Source organism: Stutzerimonas stutzeri (assembly GCF_051028275.1).
Taxonomy (GTDB): domain Bacteria; phylum Pseudomonadota; class Gammaproteobacteria; order Pseudomonadales; family Pseudomonadaceae; genus Stutzerimonas; species Stutzerimonas stutzeri_AS.
In genome coordinates, this window is record NZ_CP069269.1 from 354376 (window position 1) to 371342 (window position 16967).

The 16967-nt window shown below is 60.7% G+C and carries 11 protein-coding genes; 7 read left to right on the forward strand and 4 right to left on the reverse strand.

Annotated features, from left to right (window positions below):
• Positions 1–100 precede the first annotated feature (100 nt).
• Genes JQR87_RS01635 through pelG form a run of 7 tightly spaced genes read left to right on the forward strand, consistent with a single transcriptional unit; the run spans position 101 to position 12220 of the window.
• Positions 101–2938, forward strand: a complete 2838-nt coding sequence (locus JQR87_RS01635) for an endo alpha-1,4 polygalactosaminidase (RefSeq protein WP_407293262.1) — start codon at positions 101–103, stop codon at positions 2936–2938.
• Complete coding sequence (locus JQR87_RS01640; protein ID WP_407293260.1) at positions 2916–6446, forward strand: tetratricopeptide repeat protein; 3531 nt, start codon at positions 2916–2918, stop codon at positions 6444–6446. Before JQR87_RS01635 ends, JQR87_RS01640 begins: the two co-directional genes overlap by 23 nt.
• A 26-nt stretch (positions 6447–6472) precedes the next feature.
• Complete coding sequence (locus JQR87_RS01645) at positions 6473–6991, forward strand: penicillin-binding protein activator LpoB (RefSeq protein WP_407293257.1); 519 nt, start codon at positions 6473–6475, stop codon at positions 6989–6991.
• On the forward strand, positions 6991–8364 hold the full coding sequence (locus JQR87_RS01650; protein ID WP_407293256.1) for a PelD GGDEF domain-containing protein: 1374 nt from the start codon (positions 6991–6993) through the stop codon (positions 8362–8364). Before JQR87_RS01645 ends, JQR87_RS01650 begins: the two co-directional genes overlap by 1 nt.
• Entirely contained in the window at positions 8342–9331 is a 990-nt protein-coding gene (locus tag JQR87_RS01655) for a tetratricopeptide repeat protein (RefSeq protein WP_407293254.1), read from the forward strand. The genes JQR87_RS01650 and JQR87_RS01655 overlap by 23 nt, the downstream gene beginning before the upstream one ends.
• Complete coding sequence (pelF, locus tag JQR87_RS01660) at positions 9328–10848, forward strand: GT4 family glycosyltransferase PelF (RefSeq protein WP_407293252.1); 1521 nt, start codon at positions 9328–9330, stop codon at positions 10846–10848. The genes JQR87_RS01655 and pelF overlap by 4 nt, the downstream gene beginning before the upstream one ends.
• 1 nt (position 10849) lies before the next feature.
• Complete coding sequence (gene pelG, locus JQR87_RS01665) at positions 10850–12220, forward strand: exopolysaccharide Pel transporter PelG (RefSeq protein WP_407293249.1); 1371 nt, start codon at positions 10850–10852, stop codon at positions 12218–12220.
• A gap of 11 nt (positions 12221–12231) precedes the next feature.
• Here pelG and JQR87_RS01670 read toward each other — a convergent pair whose 3' ends face one another.
• The 4 genes from JQR87_RS01670 to JQR87_RS01685 all read right to left on the reverse strand — a co-directional run bounded on the left by JQR87_RS01670 (position 12232) and on the right by JQR87_RS01685 (position 16817).
• Positions 12232–13254 (reverse strand): hydrolase, encoded by a 1023-nt coding sequence (locus JQR87_RS01670; RefSeq protein WP_407293247.1) that lies wholly within the window; start codon positions 13252–13254, stop codon positions 12232–12234.
• A gap of 77 nt (positions 13255–13331) precedes the next feature.
• On the reverse strand, positions 13332–13931 hold the full coding sequence (rsmD, locus tag JQR87_RS01675) for a 16S rRNA (guanine(966)-N(2))-methyltransferase RsmD (protein WP_407293244.1): 600 nt from the start codon (positions 13929–13931) through the stop codon (positions 13332–13334).
• Positions 13931–15472 (reverse strand): M16 family metallopeptidase, encoded by a 1542-nt coding sequence (locus JQR87_RS01680; RefSeq protein WP_407293242.1) that lies wholly within the window; start codon positions 15470–15472, stop codon positions 13931–13933. The genes rsmD and JQR87_RS01680 overlap by 1 nt, the downstream gene beginning before the upstream one ends.
• Positions 15465–16817: a M16 family metallopeptidase gene (locus JQR87_RS01685; protein WP_407293240.1), complete on the reverse strand. Its 1353-nt coding sequence runs from the start codon at positions 16815–16817 to the stop codon at positions 15465–15467. The genes JQR87_RS01680 and JQR87_RS01685 overlap by 8 nt, the downstream gene beginning before the upstream one ends.
• Between the last annotated feature and the right edge of the window lie 150 nt (positions 16818–16967).

Sequence of the window (16967 nt, forward strand, 5' to 3'; positions counted from 1 at the left end):
CTTGGCGGCAACCTTCTGTCGGCGATGATGGCATATTGCTTGTAATGGCATTTTGCCTGCGTGTAAATTGTCGTCTGCTCAGTCCTCCTCCGATTAGACGATGCGAATACTTCAAACGCTTGCCTGCCAACGCTTTTCGCGTGCAGTTACGTCTCGCCTTTTCGGTATATCGGCTGCAGTCGTGCTTTGCTTGAGTGTTTTCTTTCCGGGCTCGCATGTCGCCGCGAATGCCACGGTGTCTCCAAGCAGTGTGGCGATCTGGTACGCCGCTAATCCGCCGCTTGCAGAACTCGCTCAGTTCGAATGGGTGGTTCTTGAATCCGCGCATCTGAAACCCGCGGATGTCGAATTTCTTCGCCAGCAAGGCAGTAAGCCCTTCGCCTATCTTTCGGTCGGCGAATATGACGGGGACGTCGCGAAGCTTGCTGGGCTGGAGCAAGGCGCGAGTAGCGTTCGTAATCAGGCGTGGAACAGCCAGGTCATGCTGCTCACTTCCGAGGCCTGGCGAGGCCATCTGCTGCGGCGCGCCAAGGAGCTGGCGGGCCAGGGGTACGCTGGGCTTTTCCTCGATACGCTGGACAGCTTTCAGTTACTGCCTGAAGGCCAGCGTGAGGCTCAGCGCGTCGCCCTGCGGGACTTTCTGGCTGAACTCAAACGTCAGCAGCCAGACCTCAAGCTTATTTTCAATCGTGGATTCGAAGTGCTTCCCGAGCTGCCAGGTGTTGCGGCAGCTGTGGCAGTCGAATCGATTCACTCCGGGTGGGACGCCAACGCTCGGCGTTATCGAGCGGTTCCCCAGGACGACCGGGACTGGCTCGACATTCATCTAGACCCGTTGCGCTTACAAGGCGTACCCCTCATAGCCATCGACTACCTCCCTTCGACTCGGCGTGACGAGGCGCGGGCGCTTGCGCTGCGGCTACAGCAGGAAGGATTCGTGCCGTTCGTAACGATGCCTGCCCTCAATTACCTCGGCATCAGTGGTGTCGAAGTGCAGCCCCGGCGGATGGCGGTGCTGTATGACCCGCGCGAAAACGGGCTGACGTCCAATCGAGGCCATACGTTCATGGGTGGCTTGATGGAATATCTCGGCTATCGCGTGGACTATTTTGCAGCCGACCAGTTACCTGATGGCCCGATGGCCGGGCTGTACGCTGGGGTTGTCACCTGGATGACCAGTGGACCGCCTGATGACGCGGCAGCATTCAACGAATGGTTGGGTGCGCGCATCGATGAATCCGTTCCGCTGGCAATCATGGCAGTGCTGCCGGTCAGCAGCGACAGGCTCTTGAAACGGATGGGGCTGCGCCGGGTTCAGCTTCCTGCCAAGGGTGAAGTAGTCGTCACCAGCCACGACGAGGCAATGCTGGGTCGCTTCGAGGCGCCTCTGGTCGTGCGTAAGCGAGAGCTCGTCCCGCTCACCTTGGTACAAGGCGGCGGCGCGGTTTCGGCACTGACCTTGACCGACAGTGAGCAGAGACAATACGTTCCGGTCGCTACCGGGCCGGCTGGCGGCATTGCGCTGACCCCTTACGTCATCGAAGAGGGGCCGGACAGCCAGCGCTGGATTCTCGATCCTTTCGCATTTGTGCAGCGCGCCTTACGGCTGCCTGCATTGCCACGCCCGGATGCCACTACCGAGAATGGCCGTCGTATCGCGACTGTACATATCGACGGCGACGGCTTCCTTTCACGTGCCGAGGTCACCGGCTCCCCCTATGCGGGCCGTGAGGTGCTCGACGCGTTCATCAAGCCTCACGCGTTCTTGACCTCCGTGTCGGTTATCGAAGGTGAGATCGGTCCCAAGGGTCGCTATCCGCATCTGGCCAGGGAGCTTGAACCAATCGCCCGCGAGATATTCGCCGATCCAAAGGTTGAAGTGGCCACTCACAGTTTCAGCCATCCGTTCTTCTGGCAGCCGGAGCGGGTACAGAAGCGTGAGGGTTTCAAGGCTGAATACGGGATGATGATGGCCATTCCCGGCTACGAAAAGATCGACTTCAACCGCGAAGTGGTGGGGTCCACGGCCTATATCAACGAGCGGCTGACCAGCGCCAAGAAGCCGGTGAAGATGATCTTCTGGTCGGGCGATGCGCTGCCGGACGCGGCGACGATCAAGTTGGCTTACGACGCTGGGTTGGCGAACGTCAATGGTGGCAACACAGCGATCACCAAGGCCTATCCGTCGCTGACGGGCCTTTCGCCTTTGATCAGGCCCACGGCGGGCGGTGTCCAGTATTACGCGCCGATCATGAATGAAAACGTCTTCACCAACCTGTGGCGCGGCCCGTATTACGGCTTCCGCGGCGTGATGGAGACTTTCGCTCTGACGGATTCGCCGCGCCGCTTGCGAGGGCTGCATCTTTATTACCACTTCTATTCGGGCACCAAGCAGGCTTCGATCCGCGTCATGCAGGACATCTACCGGTCGATGGAGGCCGAGCAGCCGATCTCGCTGTGGATGAGCCAGTACATCAATCGCATGCACGGGTTGCATCAGGCGAGTCTGGCGCGTACGGCTGATGGTCGATGGCAGCTGCGTGGAATGGACGGGTTGCGCACCTTGCGGCTGGACCCGAATTTGGGCTGGCCGGACCTGGCTCGTTCGCAAGGCGTCGCGGGCGTTCGCGATCTGCCCCAGGGGCGTTACGTACACCTGAGCGATCCCAATGCGGTGTTAGCCCTGCGTGATACGCGTGACCCGCGCCCCGCGCTGGAACAGGCGAATCTGCCGCTGCTCCGCTGGGACTATCTCGGCGAGAACAAGGTCAGGGTGTCATTCGCCGGTGAGATGCCGCTGCGTTTCTCTGTGCGGGCGGCGAGCAGTTGCTCACTCGATGTAGCTGGCAAACGTTATCAGGCTACCGGTCAGAATGACCTCTGGCAGTTCGATCTTCCCGTGACTCGAGTGGTTGATGCGCAACTCTACTGCCACTGACAAGACCCGATTGCTGAGTCCCTGGGCGCTGCTTCTGATCGTAGTCCTGTTGGGTGCATTGCTGGTGCTCACCTATAACGGCGAAGACGTGTTCATGCCGAGCGAGAAGCAGCCTGATGCTGTGTCGATCAGCTATGCCGAGCTGTTACTCAAGGCGCATCCGGACGACACGAGCCTGCGGCTCAAGCTGATCGAGCAGCTTGTCGGGCTGGGTGATCTAATGCGGGCCCGCTCGCATGTCCATCAACTGACAGGAAACGAATCGGGCAGCGTCAGGTTTTTCCTAGCCGAGTTGGCTGTGCTTGAAGCGCAAACAGAGCAGGAAAGCCTGACGCAGCAAGCACGCCAAGCGCTGCAAGATCAATTGAGTGCGGTAGACCGAGACAGCATCTCGACCGAACAACTCATTCGGTATGCCCGCTATGCCCTGTCCATCACGGACCCTGCTTTGGCGGCACAAGCCTATCGTGACCTGGCAAAGCGGGATGTTGCGAAGCGCGAGGGCTGGCTAAGCGAGGCGGCCCAGGCTCATCTGGGCGCTGGCGAGCCATTGGCGGCTGCTGAAATCTTTACGGAACAGCTCATGGATGCGCAAACCACTGCTGACCGGCGTCGATATCTGCAGCAGGCATTCTCGGCATTGCTGTCGGCTGACCAGAGCGAGAAGGCGGCAGAGTTGGTTCATCAAAACCTTTCGTTGATGAGCGCGGGCGATGGCGAGCTTTTCGGCGCAGCGGTGAAGGCAGGAATCGGCAGCCGCCGCTATGACTTGGCGAGCGATACGATCACGCAGTGGCACAGGTTACAACCGGATGATCCATCAGCCCTGAACGCCGAGTTTCGACTGCGTCTCGCTGCGGGTGAGCTCGAGCAGGCGTGGAGCGTCGGGCAGCGTCTGGCGGCGATCAGCCCAACGGATACTGAACAACTCGCACAAGTGGCCCAGCTCGGTGAATGGACCGGCCACACTACCGCAGCGCTGGACTTGTGGTTGCAGCTGATTCAGGTAAAGGATACCCCGACGGTTCGCGAGCATGCCTGGCGCCTGGCCGCTCAGCTATATGACTTCGACAATACGATCTTGTTGCTTGCCGGGACGGGTGCGCGTCGGCAATTGTTGGACGTGGAGCTGGACACGCTTATCTATAGCCATAGCGAGCGAGGCACGCCCGAGCAGGCCGAGCGGTGGCTGCGTGATTATCTCCAGATTCATCCTTCACATCGGCTGGCCTGGATGCGTCTGGAGCAGATCCTCGAGCAAACCCAGCAGCCAGCCGCCCAGGCCGAAATATGGGCCGACATCGAGCAGGGTTTCGGGCTGACCATTGCCCAGCGAGTCGAGTGGGCGGAACTGAACTGGCAGTTGTTCAAGCCTCAGGTGGCCTGGCAAGGGCTCAACTCCATTGATACTGGCTCGGTGACCGACGAGGAATATTGGCGTCTGCGAGGCGAGCTTGCGTGGGAGTTGGAGCAGGACGCGGACGCGCTTGAAAGCTATCTCAGGCTTGAGGCGTTGGGCGTCAAACCGGACAGCACGATCGAGGAACGGCTGATAGCGCTATACGAGCGCAGCGCGCCCAACCGGGCGTTGGATGTGATGATTGCCAGCTGGGAGCGTACCCCAACGCCGGCGAACCTTAGCCGGGCATTGCAGATGGCCATGCAGCTCCGTGACATGGCTCGTCTCGATGCGTTGGTTCGCGCGGGTCGTCAGCTGCCTGATAGCAACGATATCAGCGCGCTTTGGAGCGCCCGAGCGTTCCAAGCCTCAGAGGCTGGAGACAGCAAAGAGGCTGAGCGAATCTATATAGAAGCGCTGGCGCGTTTTCCGGAGTCGGGCGAATTCCGCCCGCAATTGCTCTGGCATTACATTGATCAGGGGCAGCAGGCAGCGCTGGGGCCGCTGCTCCGGCAATGGCAGAGCCTGGCGGTCAAGAGAAGTGCTCTGTGGTTGCCCTTCGCCAATGCCAACTTGCTGCTCAACCGCAGCGCGCAGGCGCTGCACTGGTTCGATCTTTACTTGCAGCTCAACCCGGACGATCACCTGGTGCAGGCAGCCTATGCCGACGCGCTCGAGAGCGCAGGGTATTCGGACCGTGCGCTGCGGTTGCGGCGTCACGTGTTACGCAATATCGGGATGCCGATGCGTGGCGCAGATCCGGCTCAGTACCAGACCTATCTCAGGTTGATGACTGCTGCAGGCGCGAGCGCTGCGGGGAGTGAGCTGGCCCAGCGGTGGCGCGACGGCTCTCGACCCATGTTGCAGCTCTGGTTCGATCACTTCAGCGAGCAGCTGGATGCACTCAACCAGAGTTCGCTCAAGGGTGAGTGGCTGGCATGGGCCCGGCGCAACGGGCTGAAGATCAGCCGCTACGCCGAGCTGCAAGAAGCGCTGCGGTTAAACAACCGACAGACCCTGGAACGTTTGCTTGCCAAGGGCGGGCTGGACCCGGCGCAACGTGTCGAGGCGTTGCAACGTCTGGGTTCGACCAGCCAGGCGATGGCAGAGAGTCTGGCCGCTCTGTCGGCTGAGCAACCGCTTTCGGTTCGCCAGCAGCTGCGTCGCCAGACCTTGGCCCTGCAGGAGCGCCACCCGCAGGGCATTCAGGTGGGTGTACGTCGACAGGACTTCGGCTCACTGACGCTTCAGGGCCCGACGGTGCACGTTGCCCGGCAGCTGGATGACGACTGGCATGCGAGTCTTTCGCTCTCACGCCTGGACTATTCAGGAAGCGGGCTGCTGGACGCTCGGCCGGGCATAGAGCAAGCCGCCGAACTGGAATTGACCCGAAGACTGGATACTGGCTCGTTCGGTGTTGCGGTGGATAGCAGTAAAAACGAGGAAGGTGACCGCTTTGGTTTCGGTGTTTCCAGGCGTTTTCAACTGACCAGCAAGGATGCACTGGAGCTTCGTGCTGACTGGCAGCGCCAGGCCGAAGAAAGTGGTCTGCTGCGAGCGCTCGGACAACGCGACGGGTTGGGCGTCAACGGAAGTCACGCGATCAGCGCGCGCGATCAGCTCAGTTGGTCGCTGGCTCATCAACGCTTCAGCCTGCTGGACGGCGAAGCGGTAGGCAGCGGGCAGCAGGCGAATCTGGAGCTCAGCCATGCGGTGTTCTTCGAAGGACCCACCTGGACGCTACGCAGCGGACTCAGCTACGCGACATACCGGACGGAACACGACGAGTTGCGTTCAGTCGCTGCCGATCCGGCCGATCTCCTGCAGGAGCGTTTCGGTCAACTGTATGTCGGCAGCACCTGGCGTCGTGGTTTCCCGGGTGCGTTGAATCGCGGCACGGCGCAATTCAGCTGGCTGCTTGATGTGCAGGCGGGCTGGCAATGGACCGAGCAGCAAACCAATTACGCGATTAATACGGGCGTCGGCATGCGAGTGTTCGGCGACGATGAGCTGGCTTTCACCCTTGGTTATCAATCTGCACCGCGCAACGGTGAGGGCGAGCCGGGTGGAACGCTTGGATTGACTTATAGCGCCCGATTCGGGCGTTGATGCTGGACTTACAGGGAGACCCAACCATGTCATCCATTCGCTTGCTGGCTGTGCTGGCCGTGGCGTTTTTCATCGGTGGCTGCACCACCTTCACCGACCAGCGTGCCTCGGCGCTACCACGTGATGCCGCCTGGGGTATCGTGCCGATCGTGAACTACTCGCAGGCGCCACAGGCGGGTGAACGCGCTGAACAGATTCTGGTGAGTGTCCTGGCTGAACGCGGATTGCCACTGCGCCACTATCCGCTCGTGGCGCAAGCAGACCTGCCCATGCTGGATGATCGTGAACGCCTTGCACAAGCGCTTAGCTGGGCGCAGTCCGAGCGACTCGACTATGTCGTCAGCGGTAGCGTGGAAGAGTGGCAATACAAAAGCGGTCTGGACGGCGAGCCAGCCGTAGGCATCAGCCTGCAGGTGATTGAGCCGGCTACTGGGCGGATCATCTGGAGCAAGAGCGGCGCGCGCGCCGGCTGGTCTCGTGAGAGCCTCGCGGGCACGGCGCAGAAAGTGCTGCGTGAGCTGGCCGGCGCGTTGCGTCTCGAATAATGGCGCTCAGCTCGGCACACAAGGACTTCACCCTGGCGCCACGCGCAAGTGGCCCTGTTTCCTGGCTGGAGACCTGGTTTCTCAGCGGCTTGGCGATTGCGCTGGGCTATTGGCTGACGCCTGACGACCCGCTGATGGTCAACGGAACGTTCCCATGGACTGTCATGGCGCCGCTGCTGCTGGGTATGCGCTACGGCTTCATGCGTGGTCTGGTGAGTGCGGTTCTGTTGATTCTCGCACTGATTGCTTATCACCGTTACGGCAATGGGCTGTACCCGGAAATGCCCGCGTCGTTCATCGTTGGCGTGTTGATCAGCGGAATGCTGGTTGGCGAATTTCGCGACATATGGGAGCGTCGGCTCGAACGCCTGGATATGGCGAACGATTACCGTCAGCTACGGCTCGACGAGTTCACCCGCGCTCATTACATCCTGCGCATCTCGCATGATCGGCTCGAACAGCGAGTCGCAGGCAGCGACCAGAGCCTGCGCAGTTCACTCGTTGGTTTGCGTAACCAGCTGCGCAGCTTGCCGCGTGGCGATGATCCGCTCGCTGCGTTGGCTGAGCCGGTGTTGAACCTGCTCGCCCAGTATGGCTCGTTTCGAGCCGCAGGGCTTTATCGCGTGAGTGACGGCTCAGTTGTACCGGAGCCATTGAGTGCGGTCGGGGAGATCGGCCCATTGGACGAGCGCGATCTGCTGGTGCGTATGTGCCTACAGCGTGGTGAACTGGTCAGCATCCGAGAGCAACTGCTTGAGCGTGGCGAGCATCGTCAGCACTCCCTTTATCAGCTCTGCGTCCCGCTCATCGATACCGAGGATCGCATTCTGGCCATACTGGCCGTTGAGCAGATGCCCTTCTTCTCCTTCAATGACCGTATTTTCGGGCTGCTGGCGATCCTTGCCGGCCACATCGCCGACCTTATCTTGAGTGATCCGCAAACCCTTCAACTTGAGGATTCGGACAGCCAGGCGTTCAGCCAGAACCTGAAGCGTTCGTTGAGCGATGCACAGAATCACGGCCTTGATGCCAGCCTCTTTGCCCTGGAGGTAATGGAGTCTTCGCATAGCCAGGAAATGCTACAGCTGATCGAAGGCAGCCGGCGCGGGTTGGATCTGCAGCACAAGGTGATCAATCAGCGGGGTCATACGTGCGTGCTGGTATTACTGCCTCTGACGTCTGGTGAGGGCGCGCAGGGCTATCTGTTACGCCTCAATACGCTGCTCAGTGAGCGTTTCGGCCAGGGCAAGACGCTTGAAGCTCTTCAGGTACGGGTATTTGCCTACGATTTGGCTACGGCCAAAGGCGGCGAGGCGTTGCGTCATTTCCTTTATAACGAGTGTGCTCTGAATGATCAGCAAGTGGTTATTTAGCGGTGCGCTGCTGTTCGAGGTTGGCAGCTGGGCAGCTTTCCACGAGCAATTGACTGTCGTTCAGGCAGCTGTGCTCTACATCGGCGCCCACGCACTGAGCAGCGCTATGCTCAGTGCCGGTATCTGGCTGCTCTTGCCGCGACGATACAAGTATCCATTGCCCTGGAGCCCGGTTTTCATATTCAGCCTGGCGTTCTTTGTACCTGGCCTGGGTGCGCTAGGCGTGGTCCTGGCTGTGTTTCCGGCGTTGTATCTGCCGCGTCGGCAGCAGGAGCAGAGCTGGGACTCGATGGGTGTTCCCGATTTGCCGTTCCGTCCGCAGGAGCGCGGCAAGGCGCTGATGTTCAACGATGGGGGGCTGCAGGACGTGTTGCGGCACGCCCCCGATGCCGAGAAACGGTTGACAGCACTGTTCGCCACACGGCGGATGCCAGCTCGCGAAGCGATACCCATCCTCAAACTGGCATTACGAGACCCGGCGGATGACGTCAGGCTATTGGCGTATTCGATGCTCGATAAACAGGAAAGCGAGATCAACCATCGCATAGAAACCACATTGCAACAGCTATCCGCAGCTGAAGGTGCCCACCGAGGGGCTCTGCACGACTCGCTGGCACGCTGGTACTGGGAACTCGCCTATCTGGGGCTGGCGCAGGGCAGCGTGCTCGAGCACGTGCTGGAGCAAGCCCGCGAACATGCGGAACAGACGCTGAGCCTGGCGGGTAATCCCTATGCACATGTCCTTGCCGGACGGATTGCGCTTGAGCAGTCGCGACTGGAGGCGGCCAAGACCTATTTTGATCAGGCGGAGTCCGTGGGAGTCGGCGCGCAAATGCTGGCACCCTTTCGCGCCGAGATCGCCTTCCTCGAGGGTCGCTACGAAGAGGTACCTCAACAGTTGAACAGGCTGTCAGAGGATGTTCTACAACGCCCACCTTTTGCTGCCCTTGCGAAGTACTGGCTGTGACCGAAACGCTACCAGAAACGCCCATCGCTGATGTTTGCCTACTGCTCGAGGGGACCTGGCCCTATGTGCGCGGTGGCGTATCCAGCTGGGTCAATCAACTTATTTTGGGTCTGCCAGAATTTACATTCTCGGTGTTCTTCATCGGCGGTCAGCGGGAAGCCTATGGGGAGCGGCAATACAAGATCCCTGCGAATGTGGTGCACATCGAGGAGCATTTTCTCGAGAGTGCCTGGCGCCCAGGCGATGCGGTGGTGGCCGCCAAGCGAGAGGGGGGCGTGGACACGATGCGATTACTGCATCAGTTTCTCCACCATCCTGAAGAGCCCAGTATCGAGCAGGGTCAAGCCGTCCTTGAAACCCTGGCCTCGGGAACGTTGAGTCTCGATGATGTCTTGCACAGCCGGTCCAGTTGGGAAGCCATCACCGACGGCTACACTCGGCACTGCAGCGATCCATCGTTCATCAATTATTTCTGGACGCTACGCACGATGCAGGCGCCGCTTGTCATGCTCGCTCAAGCAGCGGCGCGGTTGCCGCGCGCAAGAGCCCTGCACTCGGTTTCGACCGGTTACGCAGGGTTGCTGGGCGCGATTCTGCAGCGGCGCTGGCAGTGCGCGTATGTGCTCAGCGAACATGGGATCTACACCAAAGAGCGCAAGATTGATCTGGCGCAGGCCAGTTGGATTTCGGAAAGTCCAGACGAGGCGCTGCGCACGGGACTGGATGCCGAATTCAGTTACATCCGGAAGCTCTGGATCCGGTTTTTCGAACGCATCGGGTTGCTGACATATCGCGCCGCCAATCCGATCATTTCCCTGTATGACGGCAACCGACAGCGTCAGATAGCGGATGGCGCCGACCCGGCGCGCACCCGGGTGATCCCCAACGGAATAGCCATGGCTGCCTGGGACGGCGCTTTGCAGCGCCGAGCTTCTGGAATAGCGCCTGTCGTCGGGTTGGTTGGACGAGTGGTGCCTATCAAGGATGTAAAGACCTTCATCAGGGCGATGCGCGGCGTGGTCAGCGCCATTCCGGAGGCTGAAGGTTGGATCGTCGGCCCTGAAGAGGAAGATCGCGCCTATGCAGCCGAGTGCCGAAGCCTGGTGATCAGCCTCGGGCTGGAAGGCAAGGTGAAATTTCTCGGCTTCCGTCAGATACACGAGCTGCTGCCCAACCTTGGGTTGATGGTGCTTACCTCGATCAGCGAGGCGCAGCCGCTGGTGATTCTGGAAGCCTGGGCTGCAGGTACGCCAGTTGTGACCAGCGATGTCGGCTCGTGCCGTGAACTGATCGAAGGTGCGCCCGACGAGGACCCTCCGCTGGGTGGCGCAGGTGAGGTGGTGGCCATTGCCGATCCCCAGGCCACATCCCGAGCCATCGTCGAACTGCTTAAAGATCCTGAGCGGTGGCGTGCAGCGCAGGTAGTCGGCCTACAGCGGGTCAATCTGTATTACACCGAGGCGATCATGCTCGGTCGTTACCGCACGCTCTATCGCAATGCTATGGGAGACACTTGACATGGCAGGGATTGGCTTCGAGCTGCGCAAGATCCTGTCGCGTGATTCCTATACGGCTACGCTTCGCGCATACGTTTATGCCGGGCTCATAAGCTCAGGGCCGTGGGTCCTGTCGATCATCAGCGTGATGCTCATCGGCATTATGAGTCTGGGGGTTGTCATGCCGGAGTCGCTGATTCGGCAGTTCCTGGTCAGCGTGACCTACTTGATGGCTTCGTCGCTGATCCTCACGGGTGGCGCGCAGCTATTTTTCACTCGCTTCATTTCTGATCGATTGTTCGAAAACAAGCAAGACGTGATCTTGCCCAACCTGGTCGGAATCCTTCTGGTCACGACCGTCTCGTCCGGTGTACTGGGCTTCCTCCTGCTCAGCTTGCTGTTCGATCAGCCGTTTATTTATCGCCTGCTGATGCTCGCCAACTTCGTGGTGCTTTGTAACCTGTGGCTGACCATCATCTTTCTGTCCGGCATGAAGGCCTATAACCGAATCCTGATGGTCATGGTGGTGGGCTATGCGCTGATGGTGCTGTGCTCGTACCTGTTGCGTTTCCTGAAGCTTGAAGGGCTGTTGCTGGGCTTGCTGATCGGGCACGCCAGCCTGTTCTTCATGTTTCTTTTCGACATCCTTCGCGAATACCCGGCCCGGCAGCTGGTCGCGTTCGATTTCTTCAAGCGAAAGCAGGTGTTCGTCAGCCTGCTTTTTACCGGGCTCTGTTACAACCTGGGGATCTGGATCGACAAGATCGTATTCTGGTTCAACCCCAGCACGTCCAACCATGTAATCGGTCCGCTGCGTGCCTCGATGCTCTATGACCTGCCGATCTTCCTTGCCTACCTCGCGATCATTCCAGGCATGGCGGTGTTTCTGGTGCGCATCGAAACCGACTTCGCGGAGTGGTATGACCGTGTCTATTCAGCCATTCGCGGTGGCGAAACACTGCAGCATATTGGCCAGCTCAAGCAGCAGATGATTCTGTCGGTGCGTCAGGGGCTGTTGGAGATCTGCAAGGTTCAGGGCCTCACGGTGGTACTGCTGTTCCTGATCGCACCTAAGCTGCTTGCATGGCTCGGGATCTCGGCGTACTACCTGCCGCTGTTTTATGTCGATCTGATCGGGGTCAGCCTTCAGGTCGTATTCATGGCGTTGCTGAACGTCTTTTTCTACCTGGACAAGCGCAGCATCGTGCTCGAGTTGTGCCTGATCTTTGTACTGCTTAACGCCGTCCTTACCGTTGTCAGCCAGCTGATGGGGCCAAGCTTCTTCGGTTACGGCTTTACCTTGTCGGTACTCGCCTGCGTGCTGCTAGGGCTGGTCCGGCTGTCCAGTTCGCTTGAAGATCTGGAATACGAAACCTTCATGCTGGGCCGCTAGAACGCCCCTCGTCAGCTGCGAAGCCCCAACCACTCGGGCACACGCCGCTCCAGGTAGTAGTTTGGCCTGAGCGGCGTGCCTTCGACGAAACCGACATGTCCGCCGGTGGCATGCAATTCCAAGATGGTAGTGGCCGATAGTTCATCGGGCTCGGGAATGCTGTGGCGGAAAACGAAGGGGTCATCCTCGGCCTGGATCAGCAGCGTAGGGATGCGGATGTCGGGCAGGAAGTAGCGGCTCGATGCGCGTCGGTAGTAGTCGGTCGCATTGGCGTAGCCATGCAGCGGGGCGGTGAAGCGGCCGTCGAAGTCCCAGAAGGTGCGCATGCCCTTCAGTGAGCCCAGGCGATGCAATGCCGAGAGATGTTCCTCGTCACCTTTGCTCGCGAAGAGGCGCTGCTTATCCCTGACGTAGGTCACCATCTCGCGCATGAAGTGCGCCTGGTATACCCGCGAAAAGCCCAACCCGATACGGTCGGCGCACTGGTCCAGGCGAAAGGGCACGGAAACCGCCACGGCTTTCTGCAACGGCGCGGCCTGGCCGGTTTCGCCTAGGTATTTGAGCAGCACGTTGCCCCCCAGCGAGTAACCCACGGCGAAAAGCGGGGCCAGGGGCCGTGCGGCCTGTAGGTGCTTGATGACTTCGCTCAGGTCGTCGCTGGCGCCGGAATGATAGGCGCGAGGGAGCAGGTTCGGCTCGCCGGAGCATCCTCGCCAGTTGATTGCGACACTTGCCCAGTTCTGACTCGCAAGCCGCCGTTGCAGACCGAGTACATAAAGCGAACTCGAGGAGCCGGTCAGGCCATGCAATACCAGCACAAGCGGTGCATCCGCTTCATGTGGGCCATGCCAGTCCAGATCGATGAAATCGCCATCGGCAAGCCATAGCCGCTCACGGCGGCGCTTGAGCAGCGGCGCACGGCGGCAGAATGGGTTCCATAGTGTCTGCAGGTGGCCGCCGGGCAGCCACCACGCCGGAGCGAAGGGTTGGTCAATCTCAAGTGCGGCGCTGATATCAGGAATGCTGGCGGACATGGTCAACCTGGTTCGTTTGCAATGCAGGCCTGGCCGTTCGATTGCCGTGGTGCAACCCGCCTCAGTGCAGCTGAGCGTTAGTCTTCGCTGCTGCGCTCCCACAGCGCGTAGTTCACTTTGCCCGCCTGTTTTTCGCGGTGCAGGCGCCAGTTGCCAGGCAGGCCAAGGCTGGAGGGTATGGCTTCGCTCTCGGTATAAACCCAGGCGTGCTTGGCTAGCCAGCCCCGTTTTTCGAGCAGCTCACAGGTTGGTTGCAGCAGGTTCTTGTTGAACGGCGGGTCCAGAAACACGAGGTCGAATGGCGTCGGGCTCTGGGTTTCCAGATAACGCAGGGCGTCGCTTTGCAGCAGCTGGCCCTGGCCGCACTTGAGCGTATCCAGATGCTTGCGCAGGCTGGCGATTGCGTTGGCGTTAACGTCCAGGGCTAGGGCCATGCTGGCGCCGCGCGACAGGGCTTCCAGGTAGAGCGCGCCGCTTCCGGTGAAGGGGTCGAGCACCCGTGCGCCGGACAGGTAGGGGGCGAGCCAGTTGAACAGCGTTTCCCTCACGCGATCAGGAGTCGGTCGCAGGCCCTCGGCGTCAGGGAAAGCGAAGCGTCGGCTTCGCCATTCACCCCCGATGATACGCAGCTGGCCTTGGCCCCCATGGGCGGAAGGGCGGACGGGTGGGTTGGCCATCAATGCTCCGGAACGCTGCTGGGTTGTTCGAGGGGCTTATCGCTGGGCGGTGGTAGCGGCTTCTGCTCGACCTGCGGACCCGCAGTGACGATCACAAAGTCGTCCGGGCTGAGATGCTTGTTCATCGCTGCCTTGACGTCTTCGACCGACAACGCCTGCACCTGTTGCATGAAGTCTTCGAGGTAGGTCAGTGGCAGGTTGTAAAATCCGATGCTGCCCAGCTGGCCGACAATGTCGCTGTTGCTGGCCGTCGACAGCGGAAAGCTGCCGGCAACCTCTCGCTTGCTGCGTTCAAGTTCGGCGAACGTCGGCCCTGTCTGCAGGAAGTCGGCAACCAGACGCTGAACCAGCTCCAGCGTACCGTCAGCCAGTTCGGCGCGCGTTTGCAGGTTGATCATGAAAGGGCCAGCGACCTGCATCGGGCTGAATCCTGAATAGACGCCGTAGGTCAGGCCGCGTTTTTCACGGATTTCCTCCATCAAGCGGGTACCGAAGCCACCACCGCCGAGGATCTGGTTACCCAGGTACAGCGCCGCGTAATCCGGGTGCCCACGCGGTATGCCCAGCTGCGCCAGCATCAGGTGAGTCTGGTTCGAGGGGAACTCGATATGGTGGGCGCCTGCGGTAGGCTCGCTGGGGGACGGTGGGGGCGGCAGCGCCGGTCCCTGCGGCAGCGCAGCGGAGACCTGTGCGGCGATTGCTTCGGCTTCTTCGCGGCTTAGGTCGCCAACCAGGGCAATGACCGCGTTTCCAGCCGTATAACCCTTCTGGTGGAACGCGCGTAGCTCCGCGGCGCTGATGCCGGGGATCGATTCAGGCGTGCCTTCGCTCGGGTGCGCATAAGGATGGTCACCATACAACTGGTCAAAGAGTTCGAGGCTGGCCAGCTTGCCCGGGTTCTGCTTCTGGAATTCGAAGCCGGCCAGGACCTGATTCTTGATTCGCTGTAGCGAATCCTCCGGGAAAGTCGGCTGGCCCACGACCTCGCTGAACAGCTGCAATGCCTGTTCACGCTTGTCCGGCGCGGTCAGGCTGCGCAGGCTGGCGACAGCCATGTCACGGTAGGAGCCGTTCCCGAAATTTGCGCCAAGGTCTTCGAAACCTTCCGCGATGGCGGTCACGTCCTTGCCTTCGACGCCCTCGTTGAGCATGGCGTTCGTCAGCATTGCCAGGCCGGGCACGCCGTCGTCATGGCTGCTTCCTGCCGCAAAAGTCAGGCGCAGGTCGAACATGGGCAGCTGATGCGCCTCGACGAACAGCACCTTGGCACCGCCTTCGGTCTGCCAGCTCTGGATGTCCAGTTCACGGCGCGCCAGTGGTTTGTCGCCGAGCTCGGCCAAGGACTCCAGCTCCGTGCTGGCCGCTTCGGCTTCTTTGGCGATGGCTTGCCCGGACTCGGACGGTGTGGCCACGGTTTCCTCGGTAGGCACCGGAAGCGAGGCGACCGCCTCGCTCGCTTGTTCGCTGCAGGCGGCCAGGCCGAGGCAGCAAGCCAGTGCCAGGCCGAGCAGACCGCGACGCAACAGGTGGCGATCACTCATTGCTGGACTCCTCGGGTAGAACATGGGCGACGCTCAGGCGCGAGCGAGTGAAGTAGGTGCGTGCGGCCTGCTGGATGTCCTCTGGAGTAACCGCCTCCAGCGCGCTGAGCTCCTCGTCCATCAGGCGCCAAGAGAGCCCAACGGTTTCCAGTTGACCGATTGTGGTGGCCTGTTGGGTGATGGAATCACGCTCGTAAACCAGGCCGGCAATGACCTGAGCGCGGACCCGCTCCAGCTCCTCGGCCGACGGCGCGCTTTGCTTGAGCTGTTCCAGCTGCTCCCAGAGTCCGGCCTCGACTTCTTCAAGCGTTCGGCCTTTCTGCATGTTTGGCGCAGCACTCATCACGAACAGCGTGTCGCCGCGGGCGTAGGCGTTGTACCAGGCCGAGGCGCTCGTCACCACTTCCTCGCCGCGCTCGAGCTGCTTGGGCAGGCGCGCGCTGTAGCCGCCATCGAGCAGTGCGCTGATGAGCCGCAGTGCATGAATCTCCCTTGGATTCTCGCTGGTGGCCAGGCTCGGTGTGTTGAAGGCCATGATCAGGCTGGGTACTTGGGTTTGCACATGCAGGCGCAGCCGGCGCTCGCCCGGTTCGTCCAGTTCCAGAGGCCGCTTGGCGATCGGTATCTCGCGCTTCTCGATTGGCCCAAAATAGCGTTCGGCCAAGGTGCGTACTTCGTCTACCGTGACGTCACCCACCACCACCAGGGTGGCGTTGTTGGGGGCATACCAGCGCTCGTACCACGTACGCAGCTCTTCGACGGTCATCCGTTTGAGGTCGGCCATCCAGCCAATGGTCGGGATGCTGTAGCCGCTGGCAGGGTAGGCCATGGCCTTGAAACGCTCGAAGGCGAGCGCGCTAGGCTTGTCATCGGTGCGCAGGCGTCGCTCTTCCATGATCACTTCGATTTCGCGCTCGAACTCTTCAGGAGGCAGCTTCAGGCTCGCCAGTCGATCGGCTTCCAGCTCGAAGGCTACGGGCAGGCGGTCACGGGCCAGCACCTGGTAATACGCCGTGTAGTCATCGCTGGTGAACGCATTCTCCTCGGCGCCCAACTCGCGCAGGATGCGAGAGGCCTCGCCCGGGCCGAGCTTGCGGCTGCCTTTGAACATCATATGTTCGAGCGCGTGGGACAGTCCTGTTTGTTCTGGCGACTCATAGCTGGAGCCGACCTTGTACCAGAGCTGAGAGACCACGATCGGTGCACGATGGTCTTCACGCACGATGACCTTGAGACCGTTATCTAGAAAGAACTCATGGGTGGGTTGGGGGTCGGCAGCCATGACCATCGGTAGGTATAGACTGCCGAGGAGCAGGGCTGCGGCGCGGCGTAACATCGAAGTCATAGTAGAAAGGCTCGTTCAGTGATCAATCCCGCCCGCGACGGCGTAGGCTGGTGGGCACACGCAGGGCATGGTACTGATGGCTCTGTGTCAGAGCAAAGGCATAAGCGGGTCAAGGTCGACGGCGGCAACGCCGGGGCGATGGCGACGCTT